Below are 18,575 nucleotides of genomic sequence, written 5' to 3' on the forward strand. Positions count from 1 at the left end.
TTAACATTTCAAGACAAACCTTAAAGAAGCTCAATTTATTACCTGTTTGTAACGTTTTTTAATACTTTAGGTATTCCTTAGTTGAATTAAGCGTTATTTTATTACCTCTATAAGTTTGATTCAAACGAGATACTTGATTAGAGACTCTATGAATTCGTTTATGGGAAATATGACCATGTAAGACCACATCGTGCAAACGGTGGACTTACTCCTTATGCACAAGCGTTACAAAAAGAGTTGACTATCACACGAAAAGACGATCTATCTTATTGATAACTCGTCTATATAAATTATATATATTTCACCTGTCTACTTTATTGTAGCCTATCCAATTACTAATCCAACTTCAAAGAGAATTCTTATATGATTCTATTATTCAACAATCTCTTGTTCCAACTTTATATTGTGCAATAGCATATAATCTATTACTGGGTCTTTAAATATCTTTTGCAACTTTTTCAGCCGTTTAACATCATTAGTTGATAAGGGCAAAGCATAATCTTGATATTTTTTTAATGTGGAAACATCCATCTTCATCGTTTGAAAAGGGATATTTGTTTTATTTATCAAATCTTGATAAATATAAAATCCTCCTGCATCAATATCTCCAAAGTGGTAAAACCTAACATCACTCTGTACTGCATTATAAACATAAACCAAAAAATCTCTACTTAGTGAATTATGAAAACCTCCTAAATATAATATCATACTTTCATGCGTGCTCATATCATAAAATGATGTAAGATTTTCCACGGTAATAACCCTTTTAACATCGATACTTAAAATCTCAAGCTCTTTTATATCTCTGCTTGCGAACACAAAACAATCACTAAAACCATTTAAATCAATTATTTGACTATTTATCTTTAGTTTGATATTCCCTTTTATATATATTTGTGAAGGGTTTCTTAAAATATGAAAACAACCAAACGCATCATATTCCGTTTCAACTGTATTCTCATAGAAGTCTTTTACTATGTTAAATATTTTATTCTTATACAATTCTAATTTTTTAGAATCCTGAAACACTAAAATAGAAAATTTTCTAAATGATATCTCCTCCTTCTGAGTCACCATCTTCTTTAAAATATTCATAATATCTAAAAAATCATCTAAAGAATTATTATCAATATAAGGACTTAATGTCTTATTTTTTTCCAATTGTCTTTTAATATATCTAGTAAATTCATCAATAAAGGAATACGTAGTTAATCCTTCTATTTCCTCTATAATTCTACTTTTGTAATCAGATTTTTCTTTTCGATTTAAATATTTATATATTCTCTTTATGACATCTTGATTCATATTCAAAATCACTTCTTTATTTCCAAATTCATTACTCCTACCTTTTAAAATAAAGTTAGCTTTGAAAAGATTTGATACTGAAATTTCTATTTTTTCTGTTTCGACAAAATAAGAGCTTTTTCCATAATGCGGAAACAATTTTGATATTTTAAGATAAATCTTTCTTGATGGAGCACTAAATCCACTTTTGAAATACTTACTATTTTCATACTTATCAATAAAATATGTAAGTATTTTATATTCATACGCTTTCATCTGTAATTACCTCTATAAAAGATTGCTCTTCATGCTTAATTACCAACAAGCTTGTATTGACGTAAGGAATGATAGTGCTTGCTCTAGAAGGTGGAACTGCAATAAATGTTTGAATATCTCTTTCATTATAAAATTTTATCATCTCTTTGATTCTTGGCTCATCCATGTTATTAAATGCTTCATCAAATAATACAACACACCCGAAATTCTCAACAGAATTTCGGTCTTTTATAATTTGTTCAAAACTTGCTGCCATAATCACGTAAAACGGTGTCTGTGTTTCACCACCAGATTTTCCTCTATTTGTTTTAGAAAAATAAGAAAATGCTCCATTCGATTTTGTGATTTTAATATCATAATCCAAGTAATTCCGATAATCTGTATATTTAGTAAGCAGCTTTTCAGTATCCGCATTATTCTCAGTACTGGATAAACGTTCAAACAGTTCATCCATTATTTTTCTTTGACTTTCATCTAATGTTTCTGATAATAGATTATCACTAATATAGTCTTTCCCTGTATGAATTATTTCATAGTATTCTTTAAATCCTGTTTTCGAAGTAGGAGAAATACAAAATTCATATGTTTCACCATTGAAATCGCGTTTTGATAAGTTCTTATTTAGAAAAAGTATATCCCTTTTTGCATTATCAATTTTTTCGTTTAATCCTGACACAAAGGAAGTTTGGAAAGTTTCCTCACTTTTTAATTTCGCTTGACGGGCTTTATCAATTTTATCAACAATTTCAATATCTTTTAAATACCTATATTTCTTAATATATTCTTGAATTGCTTCAATTGTATTTTCGTATCCAACATTAAAAACATTGTTATAATTTGTCATATCAACTGCAATATTTGTTGCTATAGTATTTAGTTGATATATCCACTCACTTTGCTTTCTTTCAATTTCCTCGCTTATTTTTTTAAAATTTCTTGAAAATCTTTTTTCATAATTCATTATCAACCTATCTGCTCTTTCAGTTGCGTCAATATGTTCAAGTTCATATTGAAGAATTCTTTCGCGGATTATCTTTAATTCCCTTTTATTATTATCGAAGTCTTTTCCTAATTGATTAAGTTCTACTTCAATTGTTACCTTTTGTGTATGGAATTCATATATTTTTTGCTTCGTAACTTCTATTCGCTCACTCAATTTTCCACTTTCTTCTTGAAGTGAAAGAATTGTATCATCCAATGTAATCTTGTTCAATCTTTTCTCTTGTATATTATAGTTACTTACAATCGACTGATATTCATCAATCAATTGTAAGCGATAAGAAAGTTTTTCAGATCTTAACGCTTTCAGTTGATTCAAATTTATACTAAGTTGTTGCTTGCGTTTTTTATCTGCTTCTATAATTGGTTTCAATTCTTCTAATTCCATCTCTATTTCTTTTTTCTGGATTTTTATAGCCCCTAAACCAATTACTGGATTCTTATAAATGTGAGGATTCAATGCTCTTACTGTATAATTTTTATACAGCATCACTGTTTTTGTAATTGCCGTTCTATATTGACGCAATTGGCCTATATCATCAACACACATTACATACCTAAGTAACATATTCGTATACCATCTAGCATATATGTTTTTGGAATCAACCTTTTCTGCCAACGTTCCTTTAATATCAATATCATTAAATCGCTTCAATTTTGCAACATCTACAATCCCAACACCAAAAATTCCATGTTTGCTCTTATACTCTTCATATGCACGCATTGCATATCCAAAATATTCTGGATCAACGATGATATCAAATCGCTGCGTATTCAAATAACCCTCAATTGCATTTCTCCATGTTTCATCTTTTACTTCCAAATATTCACACAAAGGTTTAACCTCAATATGCTTTCCATAATGATTAAAAAGTTTTTCTTTTAATAATTCAATTAGAGCATGAACTTCTGGCTTATAAATTAATTGATTTTGTTTTAACGCTTCATATTCTTTCATTTTTTCACTGAAGTAAGAAGTATCTTTTTCTGATTTATTGATTAATTCACGAACTTGGTCTTCTAATTTCTCCTTTTTGATTGAAATAGACTCAATAATTTCTAGAATGTACGACTGTAGTTCATTACTTGTGAAATTCCCTGATGCTACATACTCTACAAATTTTTGGTGAATTCTCAGCTGTTTTAATTGTGCTGCTTCTCCTCTTATTTCATTGACCAATATTTCATAGGCATTTACTTTCTTTTCTTTTTCTCTTTTTACTTCATCAAAACTTTGTTGAATCTTTTCCTTCAAACGATAAGACTCATTTTTAAACATAGAATTATTTACTTCATTCAATTGGTTCATATCTAACTCATTGTCTTGTTGCAATTGAATTAAGTTTGCATTTACTTGCTCCAATTTAGAAGTGAGTTTTTTCTCTTTTTCCTCTAACAAAGATATTAAATGCACAAAATTCTTTTCTTTAATTTTTTCCTTAACAAAATTTTGAATTTCTATTTTATTAGTAATTTCTCCATGGATTTTACTTTTTTCTATAATTGGTTCTAATGTTTCACACTCTTTTTGACTAAGTTTTAATTGTTCCTCTATTCGCCGATAATGCTGAATACTTTGTCTTAAATTATCAATATCAACAAAATCTTCTTTTAATAAAAAATCCATAATGAACTGATATACTTTATCAATAGCCTTGAAAGCAAGTGCCTTAGTAACTAAATCAAAATACTTTTCTTTAACTCCTAGCGCATTAGAAAACAATCGCTTGCTGTCTCTTATTGTATCCTTAAAAATAGCTTGTTGAGAATTATTATTCAAGTTGTTTTTAAATTCTCTTTTTGTAAGAATCTTTTTATTTATGATAAAAGACACTTGATTTATGCTTTTATCAACAATTTGAAAAAATTCACGCCAAGGTTTTCCCCCAGATGCCAAATCTGCAACTACCCCAAGTATTTGATAAGCCTTTGTTTTTTCATCATAGAATTCCAACACTATATAACTAGTCACATCCCCTGTACGCTTATACTCATTACCTTCCTCACCTGTTTTACAGCGCATATAAGTTTCCAGTGTCCTATCCCCTATATCACTTGCAGCTTTATTAAACTTACATGTCCCTATTGTTAGAACATATTGAACCGCATCCAATACTGTTGACTTACCACTTCCATTCTCTCCTGTAATGAGTGTGTTTTTATAAACCTGAAACTCTTGGTTTACAAAAGTATACCAATTAATCAATTTCACTTTTGTCAATGTCTTCATTGTTAACTCCTTGTTTATAATTTTGAATTCTTTCTTCAATTTCATTTATTTTATGAATAGGCAATATGTAATTTATTGTTGGATATAAAATCAATCTAGAATCATCATCTCTTAAATCTCCGATTCGCTCGCAAATATTATATCTCGATAAAAACTGATATAATTCTTTTAATTCTGTTATATTAATTCTTTTATCATATAACCCCGTTGCTTCAACTTCAGCATGCAATTCTCCCAAAGTAACGTTGATAAATTCTGTATCTTGCAATTCTTGAGACTTTTGAAAATACATTTTTCTCAGTAACAACAAAACAACTGAATAAATTTTATTTATATTCAAATGATTATAATTATTCTTATTTATAATGTAAACAACCTGATCAGCTTTGTTTATATAAAAATTGTAATCAATCAAAATTAAAAAATTACTGAATAACGATTCATAATCACTGATAAAATAATAATCATTTCTATCTTTTTTTCTCCCACCACATAAATAGTTAACAGATAATAATCGATTGAGAATTCTTGAAAAATTATCCCTTTGATAAGTAGACATATTAGAATAAGTCCTAAGAATATGTTCCATTTTATCTTCCATATTATTTTTTCTCCTTTATTATAAATTCTCTAAACTTGTATTGATTTGTATTTACAAGTGTATTTAATGGTTCTATTTTGTATTTTGATTTTTCGTTATATCCGTATAACCATGTTAAAACAAACAGGGATATATCCATTTGTTCCTTAAAATATACGGATCCATTTAAGACTGAATTACCATCTAATCTTTCCAAAATACGCTTCTCAATTGATTGCTGAGTATACTTACTGTTTACTTTAAGCCTATTTATTTCTTGCTCACGAATTAAATCATCCAATTTCACTTCTTTTATAGACTCTAAATGCATTGGTAACTTTTGCTTTCTAGATGAAAAAATTGAATGTGAGTCTAAAGTTTTATTAACAGACAATTCTACTATATTATTTAAACTTCCATCATATTGTTGCCCTGATTTGATAATTTCATTTATCTTTCCACCTATATCTTCTTTTACATTAATTAAAAACAGTATTCTGTTCGTTGCCGAAGCAACAAACTTTTCATTCTTTTTGCTTATTTCATTAATCAAATCTAATATACTTTCAAAAGAATCGATCATATAGTTTGTTTGTTCATCGAAAATATCATATGCTTTTTCATATGTTATATCTTTGCTATCCATTATATTTCTTACTATACAATTAATTTTTTCTTCTGAATTTCTAATTTCACTAATTGCAGCTATTATAGTATTTCTATATTTTAAAGGATGATCTCGGGTAGTCAAGTTATAAAAAGCTCTATCTACAATCATTAACTGATATTCATTAAGTAATGAATCCAATAACTGATTTAAATCATTTTTCATATTATCTCTTAATAATTTTTTAATATATCGTTTAATATTTGTATTTAAATTTTTTAATTTATTCATTAATTCTTTTGTTGTTCTGTAATGAGAGTCAAGGATCTTATGCCCATTATTTACATCAAATCTAACAAATGAAGAATAAATATTATATACCATACTTGAATATTCAACATCTGCATCTGCATCCAATTGAAATAATATGTTCATAATTGATGTTGCATAATCTTCAAAACTTGCATAAATTTGGTAATTATCCCCTTGTTCTTCCGAAATCCACCCACAATCTTTGAGCCTTTTATAAATATTATCTGCCCTTTCTTTTGGTGTTCCAGAAGCTATTTCATCAGTTTCTATAATATGTGAATTAAAATACTTAGTCAATTCGAATATCACATTTTCTTTTAAAGAAGCAAAAGCTGAGTCTTCTTTCATATAATCATACAATACAAATAAGCATTCACTAATCATACCTTTGTTAGAATTATTAAAAATATTGAAAAAATTTATAGGTAATGTCTCAAAAATATTCATTTTTCCCTCCACAATATTAAATATATTTCCTCTTATATTTTTAATTATACTATAATATTTAGTATAAAATAACCTTTTCTGATGCTTGGGTAGTATAAAATATCTTGTGTAAACTCTTGGAACTACCAATCCACGAGTAATAGTTAATATAGAAAAAGGGAACCGTTCCTAGTAGAATTAATTGTGACCAAACAATATTCGAAAGGAAGGTTACCCATGAACAATTTTAACACAGAAATCTACAAGGCACTATCACAAGGTTTAAGTATTGACCAAATTATTTGCAATGAGCTGCAAGAACAGCTTAATCATTTATGGATAGGCTACATGGAATGGCAACACTTTTGTAGACAAATTTTATAAGGTCATGTTTTGTCTATATTCCACAGAACTTTGATAACCTAAAGTTGAATGCACTCGCTTATTGTTGAACCAATATACGTATGCGGATAATTCTTGTTCCAAATTCAGCAATGATGCAAACGTTCTTTCGCGGACGAATTCAGCTTTGATTATTTTGAAATGTGCTTCTGCAACTGCATTGTCCTATGGATTTCCTTTTCTACTTAAGGATCTATCAATTCCAAATGTTTCTAATACATTATCGATTAAATGATTATCAAATTCATTACCTCTATCTGTGTGGAATATATCATATTCAAATAGATTTCCTTTGATGCTTAAAAATGCTTGTTTCACAAGTTTTGCATCTTTATATTTCCCACAACTATAACCTACAATCTCTCGATTATACAAATCGATAATTACACAAATGTAATTCCATTGGTTATTCACCCTAACGTACGTTAAATCACTTACTATGACTTCCTTTGGCATTCTCTCATCAAATTCTCGATTTACTTTATTTTCTATGTTTGCTTTATTAACAGTTGTCTTATGTACTTTATATTTCTTCACTGTATATACTGATACAAGCCCATTTTGATGCATAATCCGTGCAATTCTTCTTGATATACAAATGCCTTGTTTCGCTAATAAATGCTTGATTCCCCATGTTCCATAGACTTTCTGGTTATCATCAAATATTCTAACTACAATATCATTGTAACTATCAACCTTTGTTACCACATCTTGGTATTTATAATATCCAGACCTCGAAATATTTAATGCCTTACACATTTTCACTACCGAATATTTGTGTGCATTTGCTCTGATTACTTTTACTTAGGACGTAATCAGAGCTGCTTGCTTCTAGGTGCCCTTGGGGCATAAAATATCGTTCTCCATTTCAAGCTGTTTATTTCTTTTTCTTAAAGCAATTAATTCTTTTTCTTCTGGAGTAAGGCTATCTTTTGTTTTGAATGATCCTGCTGTATCCGCCTGTTTAATCCATTTTGTTAATGCTGAAGGGGTTAAATCATATTCTCTAATAATTTCGGGCTTGGGTTTTCCACTTTGGTATAAGTTTACCCTTTACTGTTTAAATTCACTTGTAAATACTTTACGTTTTCTTCTTGTTGTCATTTTCTTTTCCTCGCTCTTCTATTTTACCATGACAACCTTATCTTTTCTGTTTACTTTATTGTAGCCTATCCAATTACAGCAAAAGTAATCGTAATACCCTTTATACAACCACATATAAACCATTTTAACTGCCATTTGTTTTTAGTCAATATAAAACCATTGGTAGTTTTCTTTTACCCTTACATACCTTTTATTGTCAGTATTAATACTCCTCTCTACAAAGTCTATTATGTATCTTATACTTGGTTTATGAAAGTGAGGAATATAATATGACAACTGATATTAAAACTTCTCTGATAAATGATTTATGTATTTCAATCCAAGACACAATACTAATTGGGATAGAGCAGCAACCTAATGATTTTATTTATCTAATAAATACGATTAATCTACTAACAGCATTTCAAAATAACGGTATTAAAATTGATACTACTATCTTCACAGATATTTACATGGATAACCTTTATAGGGAGATACGAACATTTCTATTGAAACCCTACAAAATTGAAGAATAGTGTATACAAACTTATAGGCAATTTCGATTGTGACCAACCTTTTCCTTACGACATAATTGCTACCCTAATTCAAATATACACTTATTTTATTGCAGTTATATACTTTTCTATAGCAATATGTAAAACTAAATAGCACATAAAAACAGTACTAACTTTGTCTATTTTGTTAGTACTGTTTCTTATGTATTGCTTGTATTTAGTTAGTAGGGTTATTAGTATCGTGTTGTATTACAGGTTATTACTATTACGTTTATACCTCCTATGCATTAACACTATACTTCCTATCTCCGCGCATGTACTGATTTTAAATATTTCTCGCTTCTGGTATACTATCTCTAAAATTCTGAATGAAATCCTTTTGATTTGAAAATACTTTAACAAATGAAGAGTCTTCTGAAATTATTTCAATGATACTCAAAGAAGGAAAGTATTTTTCTGTTTTATAAGTTGGAAGTTGATTTTTCAATACATCTTCTAATGAAGTAGTTAAAGGAAACGCTATGATTATTCCCCAAATAAATTGAAGGGTTTCATTTTGAATTAATTCGTTAAAATCTTTTCCTGTTAACCATATGTAATCATGTCTTTTATTTTCCAATTCCTCAGTTGGATAATAATTACATTCATACTGTGTAATCAACCAATTATATTGACTTGTATTTATTTTACATGCTTCAACTATAACATTTAAATCAGTGTAATATATTTTTGAATTATTATAATAAATGTCTCTTCCTTGTAAAATTGCTCCATCCATTCTTATTCTCCTTATTTTCTAACTGGTGTTCCATTAATCCATTCCCAATAATGTTCATGTGGGAAGGTATGTGTACCAGAACCATTTCCATGTAAGAAATCAATATCCTTAATCATATTACCATTACTATCATAAAATCTTCTTTGCCACAATTCACCATTCACATACAAATCTTGGCTAGAATTTGGTGTAGAAGTTTTTGGTAAATCCCCACTTCTACCATTTACATTTTTATGATTTGACATCTTATCTGATTGGCTACCCCATTTATCACCCGAACCCTATCCATTATTTATTGGTAGTCCCATAAGTGCGAAAGAACCAGTGCTTATTCCTACACTTGTTAAAAATAAGATTTCATCAAAGTTTGTTATGTCTTCTCCTGCTATTATTTTAGCACCCAGTGCTATTTGAGTTGCTTGTGCTGTTATTGCTGCATTTTGTGCCGCTGTAACTCCTGCTGGAGTAATTGTTAGCATACCTCCTCCAGCTAATCTAACTCCTCCTATTGCGAGATTATAAAATATCCTCCTGCAGTTGTTATCAATCTGTATGAATTTTAATATACTTAATCTATAAATAGATCTTAACTATTTACTAAAATATTCAGATATCTTAATATCGTTAATTTCTTTTCCATCTTCTGAGATTTCATATAATTCCTTTTCAGAATAAAATTTAATCTCTTTATTAACATTATAAATTGCATAAAGCACTTCTGTTTTAACTGATGATGAAATATCTAATCCATCCTTATTATATAACTGCTTTAATTGTTCATAAATAAACTTTGATGTCTCATAATCATTTATCGAACTCTCATCAGTTCTAACATTTGGTATGTATGCATTCAATATTCTAGTTTCTTCTTTTAAAATCTCATTTCCTTTTTTGGATTCATTCAAAGTTTTTGTAAAAACCGATAACTTATCTCTGTACATTTCCAAATCATAATAATATATATTCCTAATATACTGAACCCATTGATTTAACTCAGAAAAGAAAATTGATTCATAATCATCAAACTTATATTTTTTTATTGCTTCTTCTAATTTTGACTTAGGCTCATATAACTTAATTAGTGACTCTTTTATAGCTACTAAATCAAATTTTTCTGATTTATTATTATAAAATATTTCTATTTCAACTTTACTTAAATCATACTGTTCTTTTTTTGCGTACTTCCATGACTCATCAAAATCCATTAATCCTATATTATTATATTTTACAGGTTTCCCATTTTTCAAATTAAAAAGTTCTATATTTTCTTTCTCTAAAGACACTTTCTTACATTCATTTTTATTATTTTCACAAAAACTAATTATTATTTTATCAATCTTATAATATGTTGTTCCTTTTATTACTATTTCAAAATTGCTTAATGATTGGTCATATTGATTGTAGAATACATATTTTATATCGAAAATTTCTCCACTTGAAATCAATTCTGGGGATTTATTGTAAAATCTTTCAATTTGTTTTTCTTCATAGTCTGTCATTTTATCAATGTTTATTTCACTTTTCTTATCTGTAACAAAATTAACCAGTGAAACACTAAGAATTATTACAGATACGATTAATATACTTACTAATAGTGCCTTTTTTTTCATTTCTTTCTCCTCGCATAATAATTTTAAAAATATGAATTGCTTATTTTTTGTGTGCTGATATTAATCTTAGTTTTTACTATTCAAACATTTATTATGAGCATTGACTTAAAGCATTTAACAAAACCTGTAAACTCCCTGCATATGAGTATTCGTCTTTTATTTCGATAACTATTTCCTTTATAAATAGTCTTTTTTTGTAAATGGTTATTTTAAATTTTCTCTAGTTGATCCATTTCCAAAAAATTATACTATTGCTACATATTTTCCAATTTGCTCGTCTTTACTTGAATCTCTTGCATAACTGATAAAATTTGTATTTCCATAATAGCTATTCTTTGCTGAATGATATTTCCTTACTGCTACCATTATCATTGAATTCACGCTACTCCATAAAGGATCTCTTTCTTGATGTACAGGTGAATCCCCTTTTCTAACATTAATAATCCATGTACTTTGTTTACGAATACTTAACCCTGCATTATCAGTTATTTAGTTCATAATCTATCATTAGCGCTAACCCTTCTTTGATAGTATTATTCTATCATTCATTTTTTAAAATATTCATTAATGTTTTCATCCCATTCTTCTCCATTGACAATAGAATTCAGTTTTCCTGCATTATACAATTTCATACTATCATTACATTTATTAATTACGTGTATCAATTTAGATTTAACTGATGAAGATAAATAATCAGTTTTTTCATAATACAATTTTTTTAAATTCCTATATATTTCATTAGCCGTTTCTACATTCTCAATTTCTGTATCTCCGTATGATGGCCAAAAAGCATTTGGTATAATAGTATTGTCTGATAAAATTTCTTTTTTATATTTCGATTCTACTATTGTTGTAGTGAAATCGGTTAATTCTTTCAAATATAATGAACTATCAAAATAATATAGATTATGTAAATATTCACTCCATTCATTAATACCTTTATTATACATCTTTCCATTTTCTTTAGAATATGAACCAACTACCTCATATATAGTTTTTGAAGGTTTGTATAAATTAATCATTTCATTTTTATTAAATTTTAAATTCAATTTTTCTACCAAACCATCATAATAGATTTCAACTTCAACCGATTCTATATTAATAGTTTTATTTTTTCGTTTTGAATATTCAAAATTATTATCAACATCGCTAAAACTGAAGCTATTATATCTTATAGGTACTTTTTTATTGTAATCAAACAGTCTGATTTGTGAATTTTCTACATCTCTTGATATACAATTGTTTGAAGTGTCATATTCACAAAATTTTAATTTTATTTTCTCAATATCTATAAATTTATCCCCTTTCATTACGACGTCAAATGAACTTGTCATGGGGTCATAAACATTATAAAATACATATTTCACATCAAAATTTTCTCCATAAGAAATCAGATTAGGAGATTTATCATAAAAAACTTCTATATTCTTCTTTTCAATATTACTCATCATAGAGTCATCTATACTTTTTGAGGTGCTATTTATCCACAAATTTACACCTGCAAATATAACTATTGCAAGAAGCACTATTATAAATAGTACTTCTTTTCTCCCAAAATTTAATTTCTTTTTTCTCATAAATCCTCCATTATTTATATAACAGCATTATAATATTTAACTAATTTATCCTTAGCTGAATTATGATTTTTATAGGATAAATAATTAAACCCAAAAAGACTATTTTTTGAATCATAATATAATCTTATTGCATATGTTACTAATCCATCCGTGCTATTCCAAAGGTCATCAACCGCACTATATAATGATGGATCATCATTTCTCACATTCTTTGTTAACAATTCTTTAATCTAATATTTTTCCCGCCTTGATCTGTAGCAATTTTATACACTGAGTCAAAAGAAAAAGAGGAAAGTTTAATTTTTCTTCGAATGCCACCTTTGATAAATGAGCCCATTTCCTAGCAAAATTTTCTGCCCATAATTTCCCATCCCTATCTACGTACTTATAAGGGTAGGATAAGGTGTAGTTATACCGATTCTGTGTTCCTACATCTTCTTTCTCTCCTGCATAGTTGTTATCTATCTGTATGAAGTTTCCTATACTTGGATTATAAGTGAATAATAGAAATAGATTTATTTCATTAATCCTTTATTTTATAGCATTAAAAATGCTGTGATTATTTTTATACTATTTATTACCCAAAATAAGTCTATATTTTAACATCCATCCCCTGACAAACTTATATATCTACAAATTTCCACATCATTATTATTTTCAAAAATCACCATATTTGTTTCTCTAATAAAATCCATATTGTTTATTGGAATCCTCCCTTTATAGGTGTCAACAATATCAAGTGTATCAGGATTAATAATATTTATTTTACCAAGTACCTCATATTTATCAATAACCTTAAAATTATTTAATGATATAATTTTTATTTCCCCATCTATCTCATACATTAAATAATTACTTTTTTCATTTATTACAAAATCAATTGGCGTTGTTCTATCTATTGTTTTATCAAAATAAACTATTTTCATATTATTTCTAATTGATATATGTTTTTCCCCAGAAATAACTAGGTATTTCAAAGACTTGTAATACTTGAAAATGTCATCATTAGAACTAAAAACATCTAATTCTACTAAATCATTTTGTGCCAAATAAAATGATTTAGTCATAAATTTTTTTGACTTCATTGGCAATTCAGTTGTTACAATAAAATAAGTCTTTTCCGTATTCAATCTACTGATTACATGTAGTTTTGAATCAAGTGATTGTTCCATAATTTTTTCTTCATCGCAGTTCCATTGTATTAATTTATTTTTATGCTTTTCACCCTCAAAATAAGAAAATTGAAGATACATTTTATTTGATACCATTGTCATAACATCCATTGTTATGCTATCTTCCATTAATTCTAATATTTTTTCTACAGAATCATTAATAAAGTCTATTTTTAATACATAATGATTATTGAAGAATACAAATAAACAATTATCAGCTTCAGAAAAACACCCTGCAGAAGGATAATCTATTCTTAATTCATATATTTTTTCATTGTTTGAATTATAAACCCTTACATACTTGGCAACATAAAGGGCGTATAGCCCTTTACTATATGATGTTGCCAATAAAGAAGTCCTCCTATATTTTTTAATAAGTTTCATTTGCATTCTCCTTTACTACCTTTATTTTTTTAATATACTATTAATATATTTAATCACTTATTAGATTATATTTAATATTATTTTCGTCGAATTTTTGATTCTCAAATAATTGCATACTCCAAACAATATAATGCCTATTTTCTCCATCAATTTTTAGTGTGATTGACTTATACTGGAAAAATCTCACATCTGCCTCATATTCGACTGTTCCTTTACCAACTATTACTCCAAAATATTGGCTTTCTTTTGATTCTCCTGGAACTTTAAAATATTTAATGTCATCATTAAGAATGTATCCGCCCTTCACATATCCTCCTTTAGAAATTTTTGACAAATAGAAAATATGATATGTATCTCTTGTATCTTCAACTATAGCTATATAAAAGTTTTTATATTTTATTTTAAGCTTTGTGTTTTTATATTCTGGTCTAATCCCATCAGAAGGAGGAGTATCATCTGAGTCAAAATACTTCTCAATTATATTTACTGAATTTTCATTATCTTCAAAGATAACACACCTTATGCATCCAAAGATGATAATCAAAGACAAAAAAGCAATTATTTTTTTCATTTTTTACATCCTTTCAATTAAAGAGTTAACCACTTGCTTTTGCTGATTTGCTTTCTTTGCATTGGCTGTGGCTTTTTTTGGACATTGCATTTACACCAGATAATAGTGATAATCTAAGCTTCGGTTTCTTTGCCTTATTCCCATCCCTATCTACATACTTATAAGAGCTAGATAAGATGTAGTTATATCTGTTTTGTGTTGCAATATCTTCCTTCCCATCAGCATAGTTATTATCAATCTATATGAAGTTTCCTATACTTGGATTATAATAATTAAAAAGTAGTAGACTATTTTTAATTATTATTTCAAAATTCTAATTTACATTCATATAGTCCAGTTGACTCCACACAATCACCAATTTTTCTATACTAATTGTAAAATCTCAATAATTATCTTTTACTTTACAATCAGAATATCCATATTATTTTCTTTCGTTATTTTTATACTTCCTCATTCCTTTGTATAAGCTTTCTTTTGCTAAAATTCAAATATGTTATTGTAAGAGCTGGCAAAGCTATTATAAAATTATCAAAATTTCTATTTGCTATCAACACTATCATATTTGCTATTGTTATTATCCATAAAGGGACAAGCAAAAAATATGCTGTTTTCTGCTTCCATGATGCTGTGTTGTTGAAACTCCCTAATTCAGTTAACAGATAAAAAACACCTAGTAAAAGTATGGTATTTCCAATTGAAAAAGCAAGAACTTTTATAATTTCAATTATTCCTATTGGGTTACAATATATTACACTAATTCCTAATAATAATATATACAATCCTATTATTTTTATCATCTTATATTCCTCCAATTAACACTATTTTTCCAACTGCACCTAGTCCAATTCCAGTCTTCCAAACTGCTTCAATTGTTGTATAACTAAAATCAAATGATCAACCCACATCAACACCTAATCATATAAATCCCCCTAGATAAATAGTCAAAAGGTGATAATGACAGTGATATTGGCACTTTCCTACAGAAAAGTGCCCAATATTTAATTATTCTTACATCCCATCATCATAAGGGTTTCTAGTTAAAATTTCTGCTATCTCTTTTTTCCCCATTTGATAATATACTTCATCAATAGATGATAAGATTTCTAGTCTTTTTTCAAAAGACCATCTTCTCCAGTCACCAGAAAAATCTTTTACTATATATACTGGTGGTGTAGACAACCTAAATGCAATATCCCAAAAAATAGAAAAACACAATTCTGATAATGTATATGTCTTATTATCCTTATGCAGTTCTCCACAATCTCCAATACCAAGTTTATGGTAACCTGCTTCATTTGAATAGATAATAACAAAAGGACCAAATTTATGCTTAGTTATTTGAAAATAATTTGTAAACATATAAGTTTCTTTTAAGTCATTTAATAATTCCTTTTTATATTTACTTTTATTTAATTCAGACTTTACAAAAACTTCCAATTCCTCTATATTAAATAGTTTGTCTTTCATTTCTTTATTCCTCCCACTTAGTAACCTAAATAATTATTGTCTAAATACCATTGAATAGGCTTTGGTAGGACATATTGTAGTCCGCCACCAGGTGACCTGGACTGTAACGTTACTGATTTTTCACTTCCTGGTACAGCACCATTATTTGGTGGATAATTCATACTTCCATCTTTATTATCCAACTTGTGTTCCCCGACCCCTGTCCAAAAAATTGATTTCATAATATACAAAATTAGACACTTCTCTATTAAAAAGTGCCTAATTTTGTATAAATTAAATGCCAAAATGAATTATATATTTTTTTTCTTTTATGGCTTCTTCAATTAGTTCTATTAGTTTTTTCACTTCACTTCTATTCTCATCTTTTATTACAACATTTAAGAATTCTAAAAGTGATTTTGGTGGAATAAGTGTTACTCCATAACGTGCCAACCCTTCATTAGGCCTATTTAAGTTATGCCAAAACGTCGGCATTTTTTTCAGGTTGGAAACCCATTCATTAACAAAATCATCTGAGATTTTTACATAATTATATTTATCTTTATCCGTAAAACTATAATCATACTCTAATTCTAAATGATCAATTATTGCAAACTCATTATATGGTCCCATAATTTATCTCCTTCTATAAATCCATCAACTTTTGACTTTGTAGCTCCCTTCAAGTTTTTAGAAAATTCTACTGCTTTATTCAAATAATTTTGCTTACTCGTTGCTCCTACTTCTGATCCGTGTTTAGCATAGTGCTTATCAAGTGAAGTTTGAGGACTATCATGACTACCTTTATCCCAATTCTTCTCTGCAGTATATTCACTACTCTCCGAACCCTGTACAAGAGAACCTAATTTCTAACTACATTGATATTGGACACCTCTCTATAGAAAAGTGTCCAATATTTAATTGCGTCTACATTATATCAACAAATAAACCTAATTCTTCAATTTTTTTTATACTATTCTTTTTTAAATTATCACATACACAATACATATAGTAATCATAGCCAAATTGAATTTTAAATTTATTATTAATATCTGTAAATTCACACCATATTAATTCTCTTAAAACTAGAGTGGCTAATATTAGTGCTTCATCTAAATCCAAAATCATTTCATTTTTTGCTTTTTTAAATATTTTTTCTGTTTTTGAATAAGGCATATCAAATGTTTTTTTCTTGATTTCTTCAAAAGAAAAATACTTTTCCATCTTTTTTACAATGATATTCTTAGAATTAAAATTTTTAAAAATAATACTAATCGAATCCAAATATTTTTTTTCCACTCTCAAATACATCTCTAAACTTAATTTAGTTCCATTAAATTCTTTTCCAATTTCTCCTACTGAAGTCCAATCATCTACAGAATATGCTCCATTTTCTACCCTATATTGAGAATTATATTTTGTTATTCTATATTTCATTTTTTTGTCCTTTCTCACTTTATGGTGCAATCCAATTCAAGTTAGCATCATATGTCCCCATTCGAGTGGATTTACTTCCTAGATTTTTAATTGAATCAGCCATCTTCCAAACCCCTCCACTATGTGCATCTACATCTGGGGTAATATATCTATTACCTTTTCGAAATACTTTTTGACCATGTGAATATTGGTTAGTATCTTTGTATCCTAGTTTATTTGCTGCCTCTGTGGCTTCTTTATTGGTCATAGGAGTCTTATTCGAACCCTTATTTTTATCTTTGTCTTTATTATTAGGATCCCCTGGATCAGAAGCAGTATTTGATGTGCTAGATGTTTTTACTTTATCCTTCTTTTTCGCATCTGCTTGCTCTTGCTTGTACCTGTTAATTTCATGATATTGTTGGCTATGTGGTGGGTACAATCCATCCCATTCTTTCCAATACCCTTTCCCAACGTTTACTCCTCCTCGATCACACATCTTCTTCCAAGCATTTGCAACTTCATTTCCTAACCCTACAAATCCATCTACTGCATAATCAAATAAGCCTAATGCTCCTGCTGCCAAAATTGCAGCTAATCCTGCTAATATTCTTCCTAAGGTATCAATGATTGGTGGTAATTGACCTAATACCTCTACATATCCAAGAGTTGGCTTAGGAGCTGGATTGTTTGTTTTCTTTTTTGTTGTATTAGCTGCGGCTTTTTTGGCCATTGCATTTGTACCAGATAATAGTGATGATCCAAGCTTCGGTTTCTTTGCCTTATTCCCATCCCTATCCACATACTTATAAGGGTTAGATAAGGTGTAGTTATACCGATTCTGTGTTCCTACATCTTCCTTCTCTCCTGCATAGTTGTTATCTATCTGTATGAAGTTTCCTATACT

The 18,575-nt window shown here is 28.2% G+C and carries 18 protein-coding genes and 1 pseudogene; all 19 read right to left on the minus strand.

The window, feature by feature from the left end:
• Window positions 1–372: 372 nt before the first annotated feature.
• On the minus strand, window positions 373–1,560 hold the full coding sequence (locus M2475_RS09730; protein WP_277491220.1) for a Wadjet anti-phage system protein JetD domain-containing protein: 1,188 nt from the start codon (window positions 1,558–1,560) through the stop codon (window positions 373–375).
• Window positions 1,547–4,789, minus strand: coding sequence for an SbcC/MukB-like Walker B domain-containing protein (locus M2475_RS09735; RefSeq protein ID WP_277491221.1), 3,243 nt, complete (start codon window positions 4,787–4,789; stop codon window positions 1,547–1,549). The genes M2475_RS09730 and M2475_RS09735 overlap by 14 nt, the downstream gene beginning before the upstream one ends.
• On the minus strand, window positions 4,758–5,390 hold the full coding sequence (locus tag M2475_RS09740; protein WP_277491222.1) for a DUF4194 domain-containing protein: 633 nt from the start codon (window positions 5,388–5,390) through the stop codon (window positions 4,758–4,760). The genes M2475_RS09735 and M2475_RS09740 overlap by 32 nt, the downstream gene beginning before the upstream one ends.
• Window position 5,391: 1 nt before the next feature.
• A complete protein-coding gene (locus M2475_RS09745) occupies window positions 5,392–6,735 on the minus strand; it encodes a Wadjet anti-phage system protein JetA family protein (RefSeq protein WP_277491223.1) in 1,344 nt (447 codons plus the stop codon).
• Window positions 6,736–7,092: 357 nt separating this feature from the next.
• A pseudogene (locus M2475_RS09750) lies at window positions 7,093–8,220 on the minus strand (IS3 family transposase).
• Window positions 8,221–9,039: 819 nt separating this feature from the next.
• Entirely contained in the window at window positions 9,040–9,492 is a 453-nt protein-coding gene (locus M2475_RS09755) for a DUF2691 family protein (protein WP_277491224.1), read from the minus strand.
• A gap of 11 nt (window positions 9,493–9,503) precedes the next feature.
• A complete protein-coding gene (locus M2475_RS09760; protein WP_277491225.1) occupies window positions 9,504–9,737 on the minus strand; it encodes a hypothetical protein in 234 nt (77 codons plus the stop codon).
• A gap of 36 nt (window positions 9,738–9,773) precedes the next feature.
• On the minus strand, window positions 9,774–9,971 hold the full coding sequence (locus tag M2475_RS09765; RefSeq protein WP_277491226.1) for a hypothetical protein: 198 nt from the start codon (window positions 9,969–9,971) through the stop codon (window positions 9,774–9,776).
• A gap of 111 nt (window positions 9,972–10,082) precedes the next feature.
• Window positions 10,083–11,102, minus strand: coding sequence for a hypothetical protein (locus M2475_RS09770; protein ID WP_277491227.1), 1,020 nt, complete (start codon window positions 11,100–11,102; stop codon window positions 10,083–10,085).
• Window positions 11,103–11,345: 243 nt separating this feature from the next.
• A complete protein-coding gene (locus M2475_RS09775; protein ID WP_277491228.1) occupies window positions 11,346–11,474 on the minus strand; it encodes a hypothetical protein in 129 nt (42 codons plus the stop codon).
• Window positions 11,475–11,647: 173 nt separating this feature from the next.
• Window positions 11,648–12,679, minus strand: a complete 1,032-nt coding sequence (locus M2475_RS09780; protein WP_277491229.1) for a hypothetical protein — start codon at window positions 12,677–12,679, stop codon at window positions 11,648–11,650.
• A gap of 599 nt (window positions 12,680–13,278) precedes the next feature.
• Entirely contained in the window at window positions 13,279–14,235 is a 957-nt protein-coding gene (locus M2475_RS09785) for a hypothetical protein (protein WP_277491231.1), read from the minus strand.
• Window positions 14,236–14,284: 49 nt separating this feature from the next.
• On the minus strand, window positions 14,285–14,806 hold the full coding sequence (locus M2475_RS09790) for a hypothetical protein (RefSeq protein WP_277491232.1): 522 nt from the start codon (window positions 14,804–14,806) through the stop codon (window positions 14,285–14,287).
• 440 nt (window positions 14,807–15,246) lie between these two features.
• A complete protein-coding gene (locus tag M2475_RS09795; protein ID WP_277491233.1) occupies window positions 15,247–15,603 on the minus strand; it encodes a hypothetical protein in 357 nt (118 codons plus the stop codon).
• Window positions 15,604–15,814: 211 nt separating this feature from the next.
• Complete coding sequence (locus M2475_RS09800) at window positions 15,815–16,273, minus strand: hypothetical protein (RefSeq protein ID WP_277491234.1); 459 nt, start codon at window positions 16,271–16,273, stop codon at window positions 15,815–15,817.
• Window positions 16,274–16,290: 17 nt separating this feature from the next.
• Window positions 16,291–16,455 (minus strand): hypothetical protein, encoded by a 165-nt coding sequence (locus M2475_RS09805; RefSeq protein ID WP_277491235.1) that lies wholly within the window; start codon window positions 16,453–16,455, stop codon window positions 16,291–16,293.
• Window positions 16,456–16,546: 91 nt separating this feature from the next.
• Window positions 16,547–16,885 (minus strand): hypothetical protein, encoded by a 339-nt coding sequence (locus M2475_RS09810; protein ID WP_277491237.1) that lies wholly within the window; start codon window positions 16,883–16,885, stop codon window positions 16,547–16,549.
• 294 nt (window positions 16,886–17,179) lie between these two features.
• Window positions 17,180–17,689 carry a hypothetical protein gene (locus M2475_RS09815; RefSeq protein WP_277491240.1) on the minus strand — a complete coding sequence of 170 codons (510 nt, stop codon included), beginning with the start codon at window positions 17,687–17,689 and terminating at the stop codon, window positions 17,180–17,182.
• 19 nt (window positions 17,690–17,708) lie between these two features.
• Window positions 17,709–18,401 (minus strand): toxin C-terminal domain-containing protein, encoded by a 693-nt coding sequence (locus M2475_RS09820; protein WP_277491241.1) that lies wholly within the window; start codon window positions 18,399–18,401, stop codon window positions 17,709–17,711.
• Between the last annotated feature and the right edge of the window lie 174 nt (window positions 18,402–18,575).

The sequence above is a fragment of the Breznakia sp. PF5-3 genome, assembly GCF_029504745.1.
Lineage (GTDB): Bacteria > Bacillota_I > Bacilli_A > Erysipelotrichales > Erysipelotrichaceae > Breznakia.